Origin of the sequence: Pseudactinotalea terrae (genome assembly GCF_009733845.1) — a bacterium.
In the GTDB taxonomy this organism is placed as follows: Bacteria; Actinomycetota; Actinomycetes; order Actinomycetales; family Beutenbergiaceae; genus Pseudactinotalea; species Pseudactinotalea terrae.
On sequence record NZ_WNXZ01000001.1, the window covers coordinates 144642 to 160465 of the forward strand.

Consider the following 15824-nt stretch of genomic DNA (forward strand, 5'->3'; position numbering starts at 1 on the left):
GACCCGAGCGCGCAGACCTCCCCAACCCGGGAGGTCTTTTTGTTGCCGGGGCCACCCCTTCCCGGCAGCAGGCGGATGATGGACGCGGGACCCACCCCTTCCCGCGGGAACAACAGAACGACACCACGGGCGAGCTACGCCGTCGTCCGGAAGAAGGCAACGATGAGTACCAGCCCGGTCCCAGCGGACTCCGGTGACCTCGATGTGCACGTGTACGACACCACGCTGCGCGACGGCGCCCAGCAGGAGGGGATGAACCTCTCCGTGGGTGACAAGCTCGCGATCGCGGCGCTGCTCGACGAGCTCGGGGTGGGCTTCATCGAGGGCGGTTGGCCCGGTGCGGTCCCGAAGGACACCGAGTTCTTCGCCCGCATGGACAAGGAGGTCGAGCTCAGCAACGCCGCGCTCGCCGCCTTCGGCGCGACCCGCAAGGTCGGGGTGCGCCCGCACGACGACCCGCAGGTGCGCGCTCTGCTCGACTCAGGGGCCTCGGTCATCACGCTGGTCGCCAAGAGCGACATCCGGCACGTCGAACGGGCACTGCGCACCACGGGCGAGGAGAACCTCGCGATGATCGCGGAGACCGTCGCCTATCTGCGCGAGGCCGACCGGCGCGTGTTCGTGGACGTGGAGCACTTCTTCGACGGGTTCCGCTTCGACCCCTCCTACGCGCTGCGTGCGGTCACGACGGCGTTCGAGGCCGGGGCCGAGGTCGTCGCCCTGTGCGACACCAACGGCGGGATGCTGCCCATCTGGGTGCACGAGATCGTCGGCAAGGTGCGGGCAGAGACCGATGGCCGGCTCGGCATCCACGCCCACAACGACTCGGGCTGCGCGATCGCCAACTCGATCGCCGCCGTCGAGGCCGGGGCGCGGCACGTCCAGGGCTGCGTCAACGGGTACGGCGAGCGGACCGGCAACGCTGACCTGCTCTCGGTGGTGGCGAACCTCGAGATCAAGACCGGGCGCACCCTGCTGCCTGCTGGCGGGCTGAGCGAGATCACCCGGATCGCGCACGCGATCAGCGAGCTCACCAACATCGCGCCGTTCGCCCGCCAGCCCTACATCGGCGCGAGCGCATTCGCGCACAAGGCGGGGCTGCACGCCTCGGCGATCCGCGTCGACCCGGACCTGTACCAGCACGTCGACCCACGCGCCGTGGGCAACGACATGCGGATGCTCGTCTCCGACATGGCCGGCCGCGCCTCGATCGAGCTCAAGGGGCGCGAGCTGGGGTTCGACCTGGCCGGCCAGGGGGATCTGCTCGGGCGGGTGACCAACCGGGTCAAGGACTCCGAGGCCAACGGGTACACCTACGACGCCGCCGACGCGAGCTTCGAGCTGCTGCTCCGTGAGGAGATGGACGGCAAGCGGCTGGCGTACTTCGAGGTCGAGTCGTGGCGCGCCATCGTCGAGCACACCGCCAGCCGGGGTGACGTGGTGGACGCCGAGGCCACCGTCAAGCTCCGCACGGGCGACCGCCGCGTCGTGAGCACCGGGGAGGGCAACGGTCCGGTGAACGCCCTCGACCACGCCCTGCGGCAGGCGCTGGTGACGGCGTACCCCGACGTGGAGGCGTTCGATCTCATCGACTACAAGGTCCGGCTGCTCGACAGCTCGCACGGCACCGACGCGATCACGCGGGTGCTCATCGAGATGACCGACGGCGAGCACACCTGGAACACCGTGGGCGTCGGTCCGAACATCCTGGAGGCGTCCTGGGAGGCACTGGTCGACTCGATCACCTTCGGGCTGCTCCGCAGCGGGGTCAGGCCAGCCTGAGCTGAGATCGCACATCCCCGGTGACATCGCACCGTGCGCAGTGCGTACTCACCGGCGGTGTGCGATCTCGACGGCGGGTGCCGGCGAGGACCGGGTGGTCCGACGGCCGTAGGGTGGGCTCGTGCGTGGTGAGTACAAGGTGCCTGGTGGCAAGCTAGTGGCTGCGGACGTCGAGATCGCCGACGGCGTCATGCGCGAGGTCCGGATCAGCGGAGACTTCTTCCTGGAGCCGGACGACGCGCTCGCCAGCATCGACGGTGTCCTGACCGGGCTGGCCGAGGATGCGGACGTGGCGACCATGGCCGCGGCGGTGAGCTCCGCCGTCGGGGATGCCGAGCTGATCGGGTTCACGCCCGAGGCGGTCGCGATCGCGGTGCGGCGCGCGCAGGGGCGCGCGTCGGGGTGGACCGACCACACGTTCGAGATCGTGCACCCGGGGCCGCTGCCGCCGCTGACCCACCTGGCGCTGGACCAGGTGCTGCTCGAGGAGGTCGGCGCCGGGCGCCGGGCGCCGACGCTGCGGATCTGGGAGTGGGCCGGGCCGGCGATCATCATCGGCAGCTTCCAGTCGCTGCGGAACGAGGTGGATCAGGTGGCTGCCGAGGCGCATCGCATCGAGGTGGTGCGCCGGATCTCGGGAGGCGGGGCCATGTTCGTCGAGCCCGGCAACTCGATCACGTACTCGCTGTACGTGCCTGGATCGCTCGTGGACGGGCTCTCGTTCGAGCGCTCGTACGCGTTCCTCGACGACTGGGTGCTGGGCGCGCTGCGCGAGCTCGGCATCGACGCCAGCTACGTGCCGCTCAACGACATCGCCTCACCCGAGGGCAAGATCGGCGGCGCCGCGCAGAAGCGGCTCGCGGGCGGCGCGGTCCTGCACCACGCGACCATGTCCTACGACATCGATGCCGACAAGATGCTGCAGGTGCTACGGATCGGGCGCGAGAAGCTCTCCGACAAGGGCACGAAGTCGGCGCGCAAGCGCGTCGACCCGATGCGCCGGCAGACCGGCATGGCACGCGCGGACGTGATCGACCGTATGGTCGATCACTTCCGCGGGCGCTATGACACGGTCGACGGCGAGATCACCGCCGCCGAGTACGCGCGTGCCGATCAGCTGGTCGCCGAGAAGTTCAGCACCCCGGCCTGGCTCGCGCGCGTACCCTGACTAGCTGGCGGACTGCTCGGCGACCTTGGCGCGGACCTCGTCCATGTCGAGGCCACGAACGGCCTCGATGAGCTGGTTCAGCTGCGCCTTGGGCAGGGCGCCGGCCTGGTTGAAGACCAGGATGCCGTCGCGGAACGCCATCAGCGTGGGGATCGCGGTGATGCCGGCCTGACCGGCGAGCGTCTGCTCGGCCTCGGTGTCGACCTTGGCGAACGTGATGTCGGTGTTCTGCTCGGACGCCGCGTCGTAGACGGGGGCGAAGCTCTTGCACGGGCCGCACCAGTCGGCCCAGAAGTCGACGAGGACGATGCCCTCGGACTCGATGGTGTCGTTGAAGGTCTCGGTCGTGATGTCGACGGTTGCCACAGCTCTCCTCGTTCGGGTTCGTCTGTCAGGCACAACCGGATCGGAACCTCTGGTATTCCGCTCAGCCGGGCACGGGGCGCGCCCCGAACACGGCCGATCCCACGCGCACCATGGTGGCGCCGGCGGCGATCGCGATCTCGAGGTCGCCGCTCATGCCCATCGAGAGCTCTCGCGCCTGCGCGGTCCCGACGGCGGTGCTCGCCTGCACCTGCTCCCGCACCTCGGCGAGGGCGTCGTAGGACGCGCGGACCTGCCCGCGGTCGGTCGAGTTGGCGCCGATCGTCATGAACCCGGTGAGGGTCAGCCCCGGAAGCGCGGCGACCGCGGCGGCGAGGTCGGGTGCGTGCTCCGGCCCGGCGCCGAACTTCGACTCCTCACCCGAGGTGTTGACCTGGACCATCACCTGGAGCGGGTGCTGCGGCCCGCCGTCCTCGGCCATCGCGACTCGTCTGCGCGAGAGGCGCTCGGCGAGACCCAGGGAGTCGACGCTCTGCACGCAGTCCACCCATCGCAGCACGGCGTTGACCTTGTTCGACTGCAGGTGCCCGATGAAGTGGGTGCTGTGCTGGAGGTCCACCAGGTCGGGTTCGGTCGCGGTCAGCTCCTGCGCACGGTTCTGCCCGAGCAGGGGGTAGCCGGCAGCGATCGCCTCGCGGATCTGGGGCGCATCGACTGTCTTGACCGCCAGCAGCACGGCCACCTCGGCGGGTTCTCGCCCTGCTGCGCGTGCCGCCGCGTCCACCCGCTCGCGGACCCGCGCCAGGGCGTCGGTGACGTGCTCGCTCACGTGACGAGAGTACCGGCGTCGACCTCGCCGGCCTCGTGCGGATCCGGGCGGTGCGGGCGCAGCGCGAGGGCGGTGGCGATCGCCGCGGTCGCGGCCTCGTACCCCTTGTCCTCGGTCGATCCGTCGAGGCCGGCGCGGTCGCGAGCCTGATCGACGTCGTCGCAGGTCAGCACCCCGAACCCGACCGGGGTGCCCGTGTCGAGCGCGGCCCGCGTCAGGCCGTCGGTCGCGGCCTGGCACACGTACTCGAAGTGGGGCGTGCCACCCCGGACGACGACGCCGAGCGCGACCACGGCGTCGTGCGTGCGCGCGAGCACCGATGCGGCGACGGGGAGCTCGAACGACCCGGGGACGCGCACGAGGGTCACCTCGGCGACGCCCGTGTGATCGAGCGCGCGGGCAGCGCCGTCGAGCAGCCCGGTCATGACCTCCTCGTGCCACTGCGCGGCGACGACGGCGACGCGCAGGGATCGGCCGTCGGGGGAGGTGAGGTGCGGGGCGCCGGAGAAGTTCATGGGATGTCCGATCTGGGGTGGGGTGGTGGGGTGGTCAGCTGAGGTGACCGAGCCGCTCGCGCTTGGTGGCGAGGTAGTCGGAGCTGTCGGGGGTGGCCGGCACGACCAGAGGCAGCCGGGTGCGCACGTCGATGCCGGCGGCGGTCAGGCCGGTCACCTTGTCGGGGTTGTTCGTGAGCAGCCGCACGGAGCGGACGCCGAGGTCGCGCAGGATCTGACCCGCGGCCTCGTAGGTGCGGCCGTCGACCGGGTGGCCGAGCCGCAGGTTCGCGTCGACGGTGTCCAGACCGGCGTCCTGCAGCGCGTAGGCGCGCAGCTTCTCCACCAGGCCGATCCCGCGCCCCTCGTGCCCGCGTAGGTACACCACGACGCCCGCGCCGGCGGCGGCAACCTCGGTGAGCGCCTGCGCGAGCTGCGGTCCGCAGTCGCACCGGCCGCTTCCCAGCGCCTCGCCGGTCAGGCACTCGGAGTGGACGCGGACGAGGATGTCCGCAGCCTCGTGGACGTCGCCGTGCACGAGGGCCAGATGCTCGTCGCCACCGGGGGAGCGGTAGCCGTACGTCTCGAAGGTGCCGGCGGGCAGGGGGAGCCACGTGCGGGCGACGCGCTCGAGGGCTGCCGCCTGCTGCCGTCGGTAGGTGGCCAGGTCGGCGATCGAGATCATCGCCAGCCCGTGCTCGTCGGCGAACGCCCGCAGCGCGGGGGCTCGCATCATCGTGCCGTCGTCGTTGACCAGCTCGACGAGAGCACCTACCGGCAGCAGGCCGGCGAGGGTCACCAGGTCGGTCGCCGCCTCGGTGTGACCAGGACGCTCCAGCACGCCGCCCGGGCGAGCCGCGAGCGGGAACACGTGCCCGGGTCGCACGAGATCGCCGGGGGTCGCCGCCGGGTCGGCCAGCAGCCTGATCGTGTGCGCGCGGTCGGCGGCGCTGATCCCGGTCGTCACACCCGTGCGGGCGTCCGCGCTCACCGCGAACGCGGTGCGGTGCGGGTCGGCGTTGACGGCCGTCATGGGTGGCAGGTCGAGCGCGGCGAGCCGCTGCGGGGTAATCGGCACGCAGATGATGCCGCTGGAGTGCCGCACCGCGAAAGCGAGCAGACGCTCGGTGGCCATCGAGGCCGCGAAGATGAGATCGCCCTCGTTCTCCCGGTCGGCGTCGTCCACCACGACGACGGGCGCGCCCGTCGCGATCGCGGCGACGGCGTCCTCGACCTGGTCGAGCCGGTCCGCGCTCATCGTCGGCCCGCCAGCGCGGTGGCCACGTACCTGGCCACGACGTCCACCTCGACGTTGACCCTGGCGCCGACGTCCAGAGCGCCGAGAGTCGTGCTGGCCAGCGTGTGCGGGATCAGGCTGACGGTGACCGCGGTGCTCTCGACCGCGACGACCGTCAGGCTCACGCCCGCCAGCGTGATCGAGCCCTGCGGGGCGATGAAGACCATCAGATCCTGCGGCACCGAGAGCTTGACGACATCCCAGTGGGGCGTGTGCTCCCGCTCGCGCACGAGCGCGACGCCGTCCACGTGGCCCTGCACGATGTGCCCACCGAGGCGGGAGTCGGCGCGCACGGCGCGTTCCAGGTTGACGGGGTCTCCTGGCTGGAGGTCGCCCAGCGTCGTCGCCTCGAGCGTGGTGAGCATCAGGTCGGAGGTCCACTCCGTGCCGTGATGCTCGACGAGCGTGAGGCAGCATCCGTCGACGGCGATCGAGTCGCCCGTCCGGGCGTCCTCCAGCACCTGGGGTGCATGGATGCGTAGCCGCGCACTGGTCGCGGTCCTCTCGATGGACGTCACGGTTCCGATGGACTCGACAAGTCCGGTGAACATCAGGCTCCTGGGGGGTCGAGGCGGAGGGTGAGGCGGATGTCGGCAGCAGGGCCGGTCCCGGCTGTCGACGGGTCGGGTGGCGGATCGGTGATCACCGCGACGTCGACGAGTCGCGGCCGGAGCGCGTCGTCGATCGAGACGACGCCGAGGTCGGCCAGCGCCGCCGGACCGGCGCCCAGGAGGGCCGGCGCGACGTACGCGACGATCTCGTCGACCACTCCGGCACCAAGGAACGCTGCGGCGAGCTGCGGCCCGCCCTCGAGCAGGACCCGTCGCAGGCCGAGCGCGAAGAGGTCGCCGAGGGCGGCGTCGACATCGCGGGTGCGCAACCGGATCAAGCGGCCCGGGCCGGCCACGGCGCGCGCGTGTGCCGGCAGGTCGCGCAGGCCCATGACGGCGCGCGCAGGCTGGTGGGGGAGCGCCCGCCCGCACCCGTCCCGAACGGTGAGCTCCGGGTCGTCCACGAGCGCGGTGCCGGTGCCGACGAGCACGACGTCGTGAGCCGCTCGCACGGCGTGGACGTCCCGGCGGGCGGCGGGGCCGGTGATCCAGCGGCTGGAGCCGTCGCGGGCGGCGGCTCGGCCGTCGAGCGTGGTCGCCACCTTCCAGGTGACCCACGGGCGCTGGTGAGCCAGCCCGAAGAGCCAGGGCGCGACGAGCGCGGCGGCACGGTCCGCGATGTCGGTGGGCATCGCCTCGACGACCTGGATGCCCGCGGCCCGCAGCAGCTGTGCCCCGCCGCCGGCGCTCGGGGTGGGATCGGGGTGCCCGATGACGACCCGCCGCACGCCGGCGGCGCGCAGTGCGTCGGTGCACGCCGCCGTTCGCCCCACGTGCCGGCACGGCTCGAGCGTGACGACCGCGACCGCTGGCTCGGCACCCGGGCGGCACCGAGAGAGTGCGACGACCTCGGCGTGCGGGGTGCCCGCGCCTCGGTGGAATCCTTCGCCGAGCTGCTCGCCGGAGCTCGACAGCACGACGCACCCGACCCGCGGGTTGGGTCCGAGCGGCAGCCCCGGCGTCGCAGCGAGATCCAGGGCTCGCCTCATCGCGCGCCGTTCGGCGGTCCTCAGTTCGTCCATCGGGGTCCCTGGTCCGGTCACGGCTCAGGGGGTGACGACGACGGACGCTGCCTGCTCGTGGGCGGACAGCGACGCCACCGCGTGCGCTTCCCATCCGGACTTTCACCGTCGGTCCAGGAATTTCACCTGATCAACCGGTCACTGGCTGTGACCGGGTCGCGGACTTTCACCGCCGGCTCGGAATTACACCGACCCCAGAGCACGCGAGTGCTTGCACTCAACGCCCCGATCATGGCACACCCGGCTCAGCGGGTAGCCCGCCGGCGCATCCCGTCCAGATCGCGGCCAGCGGGCAAGGGCCTCAGTCGTCGATCACCCGGATACCGAGCTCGGCAGCGAGCGCGGGAAGTGCGCTCGCGGCGTCGGTGCGGGCGAGGTGCGCGCCCCGCAGGCCGGTGACCCCGGTGATGGCGTCGAGCGTGCAGCCGCTCAGCGTGACGTCCGAGCAGCGCACACCGGCGAACCGCGCCCGGGTGAGGTCGCAGTCGACGAACCGGACCCGCACGAGCTTGGCCTCGGAGAGGTCGAGCTCGCGCAGCCGGGCGCCGGTGAGCGTGACGTCGGTCCACGTGCTGCCGTGCGCCGAGAGCGTGTCGGCCACCAGCTCGGTGGCGTCGAGCTGCCGCCAGCGCGACCGGAGCCACTGGCTACCGGTGAGCCGGGCGCCGTCGAGCGTGCAGCGCACGAGCGAGGAGTCGGTGGTGACCACCCCGGCCAGATCGGCGCCGTCGAGCGCACAGTCGATGAAGGAGGTGCGGGTCCAGGTGCCGCCGCTGCCACGCAGGCGCCGCAGGCTCGAGGACTCGACGGCGACCTCGTCGAGCTCGGCTCCGATCCAGATCCCGCCGTCGAAGCTCTCCGACGAGGTGGTCGTGCCGTGGACGGGGAGATCGGTCACGAGACCGTGACGTCGGCCTCGAGGGCACGACCCCGGTAGTCGAAGACCAGCACCACCCAGGTGCCGGCGGGCAGGTCCTGCTCGAGCTGGGGGTCGCGGTCGTCGGCGTTGCGGTCGTCGTTCACGTACTGACGATCACCCTCGCCCACGACCACCACGACCGCGTCGGGGTTGCTGTTCTCGGTCGTGCTGACGCCTTCGACGGTGATCGTCACCGCGCCGTCGGCTGCCATCGTGAGCACGCCGGCCCAGAAGCCGTTCTGAGCTGTGGATGCGTCGACGCTCGAGCCCGGCGCCAGCTCGGCGGTCACCGAGGTGGCGCTGATGTCGAAGTCGACCTCGGCGCCGTTGCGCTCGTCGACGTGGACCTCGTACGTGCCCGCGGCCAACGTGACGGCGAGGAGAGGGTTGAGCGCGTTGCCGCCGATGCTCGCGAGGAAGTTGCCGCGGTCGTCGTTGGCGCCCACCGGGTCGTCGCTGCCCTCGGGTACGACGGAGATGCGCAGGTCGCTGCTGCTGCTGGAGCCGTACGCCTCCAGCAGCAGGGTGGTGTCCGAGCCGAGCTCCAGGGTGCCGATCCACAGGCCGGCCGCAGGGACGGTCGCACTGCTGGGGGAGTCGACCGTCAGCTCAGCAGTCACGGTCTCGCCGTCGGTCGGTCGCGTCGTGTCGCCGTCGGTGGGTCCGCCGGCAGGGGAGTCGGGTCGGAACGCCCACCAGGCCACGCCGACGACCAGCAGCACCACCAGCGCGCTGGCGGCCACCATGGCCCAGGCGCTCGCGCGAGAGTGCTTGCCGCCACCGTTGAACTCCTGGGTGTCGCCGTCCCCGCCCGCTGCCGGTGCGGTGGGCCAGCCGCCGCTGCCCGACCTGCCGACGTGGATCGGCGGTGCCATCAGGTCGTGGTGCGACCCGGTCTTGCTCGCCGTGAGGTAGGGGTAGTCGGTGACGGCGGTGCTCGCCCCGTGGAGATCGGTGCGTTCGGGCGCGAGCGGCGTGTAGTACTCCGTCCAGGAGTCGCCGTCCCAGTACCGCTGACGGTTGTCCCCGTCAGGGTCGGGGTACCAGCCGGCTGCCTTGTCGCTCACGCGCCCATGGTAGGTGGGCGCGCCGGTGTGCTCGCCTCACCGGATCGGGCAGAGGTCCCCGATAACCTGCGGTGCACACGACCTCGAAGGGGGCAACATGGCCGAGGGCGAGTGGGCTGTCGTCACGCGCGACCTGCGCAAGACCTACCGGGGGCGGGCCGCCGTGGACGGGCTCGACCTGCGCGTGCCTGCGCGGGGCGTGCACGGGTTCCTGGGCCCGAACGGTTCGGGCAAGACGACCACGATCAGGATGTTGCTGGGCCTCGTGCGCGCCGACTCGGGGCGGATGCGGATCTTCGGGACGTCGGTGCCGCGAGCGCTGCCGGAGGTCATCAACCGGGTAGGCGCGATCGTGGAGTCGCCGAAGTTCTTCCCGAACTTCACGGCGAGGCGCAACCTCGACCTGCTGGCGCGCGCGATCGGTGCGCCCGGCACCGCGGTGGACGACGTGCTCGAGCGCACGGCCCTGCGCGACCGCGCGGGCGAGGCCTACCGCGGCTACTCGCTCGGCATGAAGCAACGCCTAGCCATCGCTGCGACGCTGCTCAAGTCGCCCGACCTGCTGATCTTCGACGAGCCGACCAACGGGCTGGACCCGGCGGGTATCCACGAGATCCGCGGCACGATGCGGCGGCTCGCCGACGAGGGCCGTGCCGTGCTCGTGAGCAGCCACATCCTCGCGGAGGTCGAGCAGGTGGCCGACACCGTCTCGATCATCGGCCAGGGGCGGCTGCTCGCGTCCGGCTCGGTGGCCGAGGTCGTGGGCGACCGGGCGGGCGCGGTGAAGGTGGGGATCGCCGATCCCGCCGGCGCAGCGCAGGTGCTCGCCGCCGCCGGGCTGAGCGTGCGGGCCGAGGGCGAGATGCTGGTGGTCGAGGGTGAGAACGACCCGGCGCGGGTCACCTACCTGCTGGCCCAGCACGGCCGCTACGTCCACAGCCTCAACCGCACCCGCGCCGGTCTCGAGTCGGTGTTCCTCGAGCTGACGGCAGGACATGGACTGGGCGCCCCACCGCCGGCCGCACCCGGCGAGCCCACGGGGGGTACCGGCTCATGAGGCTGCTGGGCGTCGAGCTGCTGCGGCTGCGCTCGCGCGCGGCCATCGTGCTGCTGCTGATCGCGGGGCTGGCGAGCACGGCGCTGTTCGCCTGGGCCGCGTACAGCTCGGCGCAACCGATGACCGAGGCCCAGCTGGAGGAGGCCGAGAGGCAGTGGGAGCTCGCGCAGGAGGACTGGGAGGAGCACGGACCGGAGCAGGTCGAGCAGTGCGAGGAGGCCGAGGCGACGGAGTCGGAGCTCGCTGGTGAGCAGCTCGACTTCGGGTGCGACGAGATGGCACCGGAGCGCGAGTGGTACCTCTGGGAGCCGCCACCGTTCGACGAGTTCGTCGCGAGCGCGCTGCAGTCGGGGCAGATGATCATGCTCCTGGTGGCGCTGATGGTGGGCGTGACGTTCGTCGCCGCGGAGTTCAGCTCCGGCTCGATCGGCACGTGGCTGACCTTCGAGCCACGCAGGCTCCCCGTCTTCGGGTCCAAGGTCGCGGCGACGGCGCTGACCGGGCTCGGTTTCGGGCTGCTGTGGGGCGCATTGTTCCTGGGCGCGAACGCCGGGGGGTATGCGCTGGCGGGCAGCGAGGTGATGCTCGAAGCCACGCAGCTGCACATGGTGCTGCGGGTGGGCGCGACGGCGATGGCAGTGGCAGTGGCCGGTGCGGCGCTGGCTTTCCTCGTGCGGCACACGGCTGCAGCGCTCGGAGTGGCTATCGGGTACCTCATCGCGGTCGATCTGATCGCGCTCACGATGATGGTTCCCGGCGGCCAGCGTTGGACGGTGACCAATAACGTCACGGCCTGGACGACAGGCCGGCCCGCGTCGTACTACGAGGAGATCTGCACGGTCGAGGCCGGCGGGACGATGTGTGACTACGTCGAGCGCACGGTCTCGATGACCCAGGGCGGCATCGTCACGCTGGCGGTGGTGCTGGTGGTGACGGTCCTCGCGCTGGTGACCTTCCGCCGGCGGGATATCTAGCTCAGGCGACCCGCCAGCTGAGGTCGGCGAGCACACGCTCGCCGGGGGAGGGATCCGCCACGCGCCACAGCTCGGCGGGTGGGTGCGCATGCTCCTGCGCGCCCGGCAGCGGGGGAGCGGTACCGCTGTAGGTGTGGCCGGTCGGTGTGGTGGTCACCACTCGGTGCCGGCTGCCCGGTTCCACCTCGGCGGGCTCCGCATGCCACCCGAGCGCCGCCTTGCCGTAGTTGTGCGCCTCGCAGGTGCCTTGGAGGTACCGCTTCCTGGTGGGGCCGCCTCGCGCGGCCGGGACCACGTGATCGATGTGTCGGATGGGGGCGTCGCACCAGGGGACGCGACAGCGGCCGCCATCACGCAGGCCGATGAGCTGGGACAGCCCCTTCGGGGCGCGGCGCCGGCGACTGTCCATCGCGACGAGGTCACCGGTGCTCGGTGCGACGTACAGCCTGCGCACCCACGCCCCTGCCTCACCGTTCGATCGTGCGACGAGCTCACGTGCGGTCGCTGCCGGCACCGGTCCGAAGCCAGGCAGCACCGCCGGCTCGCTGTCGCCCGTGAAGAGCGCACGATCGGTCATCACGAGGTTGACGAGGACCGGTGGGCACGAGCCCTCAGGACGGCCGGTCACGGCGGCCACCAACGCATCGGCCATCACCTGGCCACGGGAACGGGCACCGCCGCTCTCGTCGAGGGCGCGAGCGCGCGCGGCATCGGCGTGCTGGCTGAGCGCCGCGAAGGCGGCGACCCCCTCGGCCACCGGCAGCAGCGCCGTGAGGTAGACCATGGCGTCGGGTGCGGGACGGATGCTGACGCGTCGCTCGGACTCGGCTCTGGCCCTGCGCTCGACCACTGCGGCTGCGTTCTCGCGCGCGCACCAGGTGCGGGCGGCGTCCCCGATCTGACGGTCGCCCAAGCCCGCCAGCACCCCGGGGTCGCGGCACAGGTCCCGGTCCATGCGCGCCCGATCCTCCGTCGGTAGGCAGGCAGACTCCTTGACCAGCAGCGTCGCTCGCCACGGCGACAGGCGCCCGGCTGCCAGTGCCGCCATCGTGTGTGGCATCTCCAGGCACAGGGCCTTGCCCAAGCCCAGCATCCTGCTGCCGCGCGATCCCGAGGTCCGGGCCGCCAGCCCCACCTCCGCCGCGACGCCGCGACCGCGCCGGGCCGCGGCGATACCACGCTCGGCCTCCTGCGCCCGCCGCACGCGGTCCAGGTCGACCGCGGCCCGCGCTTGCACCGCCGCTGCCGCAGCGATCAGATCTTCCACGTCCGAGATCAGGTCGACGAGTGCTGCGCCCGCGTCCGGGCGCTCGCCCATGTCGACGGCCGTACCGCGGTCGATGCCGGCGACGGCAGCCGCGCCGAGTGCCTCGAACGCGGTCTGTGCGGCAGCCCTGAGCGCAGCGACATCCCGGGCGCCAGCCAGTGGTGCCCCGCCCCGCTCGGATCCGCTCGTCCTGGCCATGGATTCACGATAGAACAGAGGTACGACATCGACGTCGTGGCGACGGGTCCCCGACACGCTTCGCGGGACCCCGGGTCGGCGCGGCGGGGCCTGGTGGCGATCAGAGCGGGCCGAGCCGCTCGATCCGGAGCACTGGCTCGCCCTCGGCGACGCTCGCGGCGATGTCGACGACGGCGGTCAGGCGCCAGTCCTTGTCGCCGGCGGGGTCGTCGAGGATCTGGGTGAGCACCCAGGCGTCGCCCCGCTCCTCGATGCCGAGCATCGAGGGGGCGCGGGCCTCCGGGCCGATGCCGAGGTCGTCGTACTCGTCCCAGTAGGGGTCCGCGGCGGCTCGCCAGGCGGCGGCGTCCCAGCCGGCCGCGCCGTCGAGATCGCCCAGCTCGTCGTACGCCTCCCGTGCCAGCAGCTCCACGCGGCGGAACATCGCGTTGCGGACCATCACGCGGAACGCGCGCACGTTGTCGGTGATCGGCCGGACCGGGGGCGCGAGTGCCATGTCGCCGTCGTCGTCCTCGGGCCTCTCGAGGCGTGCGAGCGCACCGCCCGAGGCGAGCGACTCCCACTCGTCCAGCAGCGAGGAGTCCACCCCGCGCACCGTGGCGCCCAGCCACTCGACGACGTCCTCGAGCTCCTCGGTGCGCAGGTGCGGCGGCACCATCCGGCGCAGCGCGCGGTAGGCATCGGTGAGATACCGCAGCAGCACACCCTCGCTGCGGGCGATGCCGTAGGAGGAGATCAGCTCACCGAACGTCATCGCGCGCTCGAGCATCTCGCGCACCACCGACTTCGGCTTCAGCTCGTGGTCGTCCACCCACGGGTGCGCCTGCGCGTACTCGGCGAGGGCCGCGCTCAGCAGCTCCTCGAGCGGGCGGGGGTAGGTGATGTCGTCGAGGGCGTTCATCCTGTCGATGTAGTCGACGCCGTCGGCCTTCATCGCCGCGATCGCCTCGCCGCGCGCAGCCTTATCCTGTGCGATCAGCAGCGGTCGCGGGTCCTCGAGCGTCGCCTCGACCACCGAGACGGCGTCGAGCACGAAGCTCGGGTCCTCGGGGTCGAGCAGCTCCAGCGCCGCGAGCGCGAACGGCGAGAGCGGTGCGTCGAGCGCGACGTCGATCGGTACCTCGGTCGCGAGCCGGACCTGCCGGCCCTGGGCGTCCGGCTCGGCCAGCTTCTCCACGATCCCGGCCGCGCGCAGCGATCGGTAGATCCTCAACGCGTCGCGTACCAGCGTGTTGCGGGGGCTGGGGGCCTCGTGGTTGTCGGTGAGGAGCTTGGCCATCGCCGTGACCGGGTCGCCCCAGCGGGACAGCATCGAGAGCACCATGGCGTGCGTCACGCGCATCTGCGAGGTCAGCGGCTCGGGTGCCGCGTCGCGCAGCCGCTCAAAGGTCTTGTCGGTCCAGTTCACCTGGCCGGCAGGAGCCTGCTTGCGCACGATCTTGCGGCGCTTGCGCTCGTCGTCGCCCGCCTTGGCGAGCGCCTTCGCGTTCTCGATGACGTGCTCGGGCGCCTGCACGATGACCTCGCCGAGGGTGTCGTACCCGGCGCGGCCGGCGCGGCCCGCGACCTGATGGAACTCGCGAGCGCTCAGGTGGCGCTGCCGAACGCCGTCGAACTTCACCAGCGAGGTGAGCACCACGGTGCGGATCGGGACGTTGATGCCCACCCCGAGCGTGTCGGTGCCGCAGATCACCGGCAGCAGACCCGCCTGCGTGAGGCGCTCCACCACCCGCCGGTAGCGGGGGAGCATGCCCGCGTGGTGCACGCCGATGCCGTGCCGCAGCAGCCGAGACAACGTGCTGCCGAAGCCTCGCGAGAAGGTGACCCTGTACTCGTCGAGGAACGCGGCGATCGCGTCCCGCTGCGCGCGTGTGGCGACCTGGGTGGACGTCAGCGCCTGCGCGGTCGTGACCGCGGCAGCCTGGCTCGTGTGCACCACGTAGACCGGCGCGCGGTGCGTGGTGACCAGCTCCTGCAGCAGCTCGGCCAACGGCTCGAGCGAGTAGGCGTAGGTCAGCGGCACGGGCCGGGCAGCGTCGTCGATCACAGCGGTCGGTCGGCCGGTGCGTGTGGTGAGGTCCTCGGCGATCGCGCTGACGTCGCCCAAGGTCGCCGAGAGCAGCACGAACTGCGCCTGCGTCAGCTCCAGCAGCGGCACCTGCCACGCCCAGCCGCGCTGCGGGTCGGCGTAGTAGTGGAACTCGTCGGCCACCACCTGCCCGACGTCGGCCAGCTCGCCCTCGCGCAGCGCGAGGTTGGCGAGGATCTCGGCGGTGCAGCAGATGATCGGGGCGTCGGCGTTGATCGCGACGTCACCGGTGACCATGCCCACCAGATCGGCCCCGAAGAGATCGACCAGATCGAAGAACTTCTCGCTGACCAGCGCTTTCAGCGGAGCGGTGTAGTAGGTCCGGCGGCCCTCGGCCAGCGCGACCGTGTGAGCCGACATCGCGATCAACGACTTGCCCGATCCCGTCGGGGTCGAGCAGATCACGTTCGCGCCCGAGGCAACCTCGAGCAGCGCGCTCTCCTGGTGCGGGTACAGCTCCAGACCGCGACCCGCAGCCCACGCGGTGACCGCCTCGACCGCCGCATCGGCGCCTTGATCCTGTGCCCCGGCGAGGCTCATGACGCTCCTCCCGGTTGCGCATCGACTCCGACGAGCCTATGCGCAGGAGCAACCTGGTGTGTGCCGCCGCTATCTGACCGAGGCGGGATCGAGGCTCTCCGTTGATCCTGCGTTGGACATGTCTTGACCGACCCGATAACGTGCTGACCGCCGTTTCCCAGGAGGGGTGGACGGCGAGACTACGTG

The 15824-nt window shown here is 71.8% G+C and carries 14 protein-coding genes and 1 riboswitch; of the genes, 4 read left to right on the forward strand and 10 right to left on the reverse strand.

Annotation, left to right across the window (positions count from 1 at the left end):
• Positions 1 to 162 precede the first annotated feature (162 nt).
• Positions 163 to 1782, forward strand: coding sequence for a citramalate synthase (gene cimA / locus GPA03_RS00715; protein WP_156250096.1), 1620 nt, complete (start codon positions 163 to 165; stop codon positions 1780 to 1782).
• A 121-nt stretch (positions 1783 to 1903) separates the two neighbouring features.
• Positions 1904 to 2950 carry a lipoate-protein ligase LplAB gene (locus GPA03_RS00720; RefSeq protein ID WP_156250097.1) on the forward strand — a complete coding sequence of 349 codons (1047 nt, stop codon included), beginning with the start codon at positions 1904 to 1906 and terminating at the stop codon, positions 2948 to 2950.
• On the opposite strand, the gene trxA is transcribed toward GPA03_RS00720, so the two are convergent.
• The 8 genes from trxA to GPA03_RS22610 all read right to left on the reverse strand — a co-directional run bounded on the left by trxA (position 2951) and on the right by GPA03_RS22610 (position 9513).
• The gene (gene trxA / locus GPA03_RS00725) at positions 2951 to 3316 is read right to left on the reverse strand and encodes a thioredoxin (protein ID WP_241681012.1); all 366 of its coding nucleotides are present in this window, start codon (positions 3314 to 3316) and stop codon (positions 2951 to 2953) included. It abuts the gene before it with no gap.
• Between the two features lie 61 nt (positions 3317 to 3377).
• Positions 3378 to 4103, reverse strand: coding sequence for a YggS family pyridoxal phosphate-dependent enzyme (locus GPA03_RS00730; RefSeq protein WP_156250099.1), 726 nt, complete (start codon positions 4101 to 4103; stop codon positions 3378 to 3380).
• Positions 4100 to 4618 (reverse strand): 6,7-dimethyl-8-ribityllumazine synthase, encoded by a 519-nt coding sequence (gene ribH / locus GPA03_RS00735; RefSeq protein WP_156250100.1) that lies wholly within the window; start codon positions 4616 to 4618, stop codon positions 4100 to 4102. The genes GPA03_RS00730 and ribH overlap by 4 nt, the downstream gene beginning before the upstream one ends.
• Before the next feature lie 34 nt (positions 4619 to 4652).
• Positions 4653 to 5855 carry a bifunctional 3,4-dihydroxy-2-butanone-4-phosphate synthase/GTP cyclohydrolase II gene (locus GPA03_RS00740; protein WP_156250101.1) on the reverse strand — a complete coding sequence of 401 codons (1203 nt, stop codon included), beginning with the start codon at positions 5853 to 5855 and terminating at the stop codon, positions 4653 to 4655.
• Positions 5852 to 6445 carry a riboflavin synthase gene (locus GPA03_RS00745; RefSeq protein ID WP_156250102.1) on the reverse strand — a complete coding sequence of 198 codons (594 nt, stop codon included), beginning with the start codon at positions 6443 to 6445 and terminating at the stop codon, positions 5852 to 5854. The genes GPA03_RS00740 and GPA03_RS00745 overlap by 4 nt, the downstream gene beginning before the upstream one ends.
• A complete protein-coding gene (ribD, locus tag GPA03_RS00750) occupies positions 6445 to 7527 on the reverse strand; it encodes a bifunctional diaminohydroxyphosphoribosylaminopyrimidine deaminase/5-amino-6-(5-phosphoribosylamino)uracil reductase RibD (protein ID WP_206673421.1) in 1083 nt (360 codons plus the stop codon). The genes GPA03_RS00745 and ribD overlap by 1 nt, the downstream gene beginning before the upstream one ends.
• Before the next feature lie 77 nt (positions 7528 to 7604).
• A riboswitch (FMN riboswitch) is annotated at positions 7605 to 7734 on the reverse strand.
• Positions 7735 to 7828: 94 nt separating this feature from the next.
• Positions 7829 to 8425 (reverse strand): pentapeptide repeat-containing protein, encoded by a 597-nt coding sequence (locus GPA03_RS00755; RefSeq protein ID WP_156250103.1) that lies wholly within the window; start codon positions 8423 to 8425, stop codon positions 7829 to 7831.
• Positions 8422 to 9513 carry a DUF2510 domain-containing protein gene (locus tag GPA03_RS22610; RefSeq protein WP_206673422.1) on the reverse strand — a complete coding sequence of 364 codons (1092 nt, stop codon included), beginning with the start codon at positions 9511 to 9513 and terminating at the stop codon, positions 8422 to 8424. The genes GPA03_RS00755 and GPA03_RS22610 overlap by 4 nt, the downstream gene beginning before the upstream one ends.
• Positions 9514 to 9610: 97 nt before the next feature.
• Between GPA03_RS22610 and GPA03_RS00765 the strand changes: the two genes are divergently transcribed.
• Together GPA03_RS00765 and GPA03_RS00770 are read left to right on the forward strand one after the other, a co-directional pair.
• Complete coding sequence (locus tag GPA03_RS00765) at positions 9611 to 10570, forward strand: ABC transporter ATP-binding protein (RefSeq protein ID WP_156250104.1); 960 nt, start codon at positions 9611 to 9613, stop codon at positions 10568 to 10570.
• A complete protein-coding gene (locus tag GPA03_RS00770) occupies positions 10567 to 11544 on the forward strand; it encodes an ABC transporter permease subunit (protein WP_156250105.1) in 978 nt (325 codons plus the stop codon). The genes GPA03_RS00765 and GPA03_RS00770 overlap by 4 nt, the downstream gene beginning before the upstream one ends.
• 1 nt (position 11545) lies before the next feature.
• On the opposite strand, the gene GPA03_RS00775 is transcribed toward GPA03_RS00770, so the two are convergent.
• Together GPA03_RS00775 and GPA03_RS00780 are read right to left on the reverse strand one after the other, a co-directional pair.
• Complete coding sequence (locus GPA03_RS00775; protein WP_156250106.1) at positions 11546 to 13009, reverse strand: HNH endonuclease; 1464 nt, start codon at positions 13007 to 13009, stop codon at positions 11546 to 11548.
• Positions 13010 to 13109: 100 nt separating this feature from the next.
• Positions 13110 to 15638, reverse strand: a complete 2529-nt coding sequence (locus GPA03_RS00780) for a DEAD/DEAH box helicase (RefSeq protein ID WP_156250107.1) — start codon at positions 15636 to 15638, stop codon at positions 13110 to 13112.
• Positions 15639 to 15824 lie beyond the last annotated feature (186 nt).

Excerpts from the sequence above, each read along its gene's own strand:
- ribH (WP_156250100.1), bottom strand. The coding sequence starts at position 4,618 with ATGAACTTCTCCGGCGCCCCGCACCTCACCTCCCCCGACGGCCGATCC.
- ribD (WP_206673421.1), bottom strand. The coding sequence starts at position 7,527 with ATGGACGAACTGAGGACCGCCGAACGGCGCGCGATGAGGCGAGCCCTG.
- GPA03_RS00775 (WP_156250106.1), bottom strand. The coding sequence starts at position 13,009 with ATGGCCAGGACGAGCGGATCCGAGCGGGGCGGGGCACCACTGGCTGGC.
- cimA (WP_156250096.1), top strand. The coding sequence starts at position 163 with ATGAGTACCAGCCCGGTCCCAGCGGACTCCGGTGACCTCGATGTGCAC.
- GPA03_RS00780 (WP_156250107.1), bottom strand. The coding sequence starts at position 15,638 with ATGAGCCTCGCCGGGGCACAGGATCAAGGCGCCGATGCGGCGGTCGAG.
- GPA03_RS00740 (WP_156250101.1), bottom strand. The coding sequence starts at position 5,855 with ATGAGCGCGGACCGGCTCGACCAGGTCGAGGACGCCGTCGCCGCGATC.
- GPA03_RS00765 (WP_156250104.1), top strand. The coding sequence starts at position 9,611 with ATGGCCGAGGGCGAGTGGGCTGTCGTCACGCGCGACCTGCGCAAGACC.
- GPA03_RS00745 (WP_156250102.1), bottom strand. The coding sequence starts at position 6,445 with ATGTTCACCGGACTTGTCGAGTCCATCGGAACCGTGACGTCCATCGAG.
- GPA03_RS00770 (WP_156250105.1), top strand. The coding sequence starts at position 10,567 with ATGAGGCTGCTGGGCGTCGAGCTGCTGCGGCTGCGCTCGCGCGCGGCC.